Genomic DNA, 532 nt, shown 5'->3' on the forward strand with positions numbered 1-532 from the left:
CACCATGTAAGTTAGCTCATCGAATAAGATGACATTAATAGAGTCGTCTTGCAGCATGCGCTTACATTCTTTCCAGACCAGTTGCGCTGCTTCGGTATCGGCGGTTTTGTTCTGCGTCTCCCAAGTAAAACCAGTCGCCATAACTTGGAATTCTACTCCCAATTTTTCTAGCAAGTTGCGCTCGCCGTTGTCCCAAGTGCCTTTGATAAATTGAGCCACTGAACACTTAAGGCCGTGACCGACGGCGCGAGCAATCGTGCCAAAGCCAGATGTCGATTTACCTTTACCATTACCAGTAATGATCAGCAGTAGACCTTTCTCTTCTTGAGCGGCCGCAATTTTTGCGTCTACCTGTTCTTTTACTTTTTGTTGGCGTGCCTTATGGCGTGCTTCTTTATTTTCTTCGATAGACATAATACTTCCTTAAATCCGTTTCGTGCTTTGCCCGCGGTAGCTTGGGTTCATTGAATTATCTCGCTATGATAGACCAACATATCGTGAAGAAAAACCATCGATAATTCAGGGAATAAAA

General features: G+C 44.4%; 1 protein-coding gene. It reads right to left on the reverse strand.

Annotated features, from left to right (window positions below; all coding sequences use genetic code 11):
* Positions 1–414: cob(I)yrinic acid a,c-diamide adenosyltransferase (locus R8O11_RS30865; protein ID WP_318195343.1), on the reverse strand; the 414-nt coding region annotated here is incomplete at its 3' end.
* Between the last annotated feature and the right edge of the window lie 118 nt (positions 415–532).

Source organism: Vibrio sp. 1288 (genome assembly GCF_033344475.1).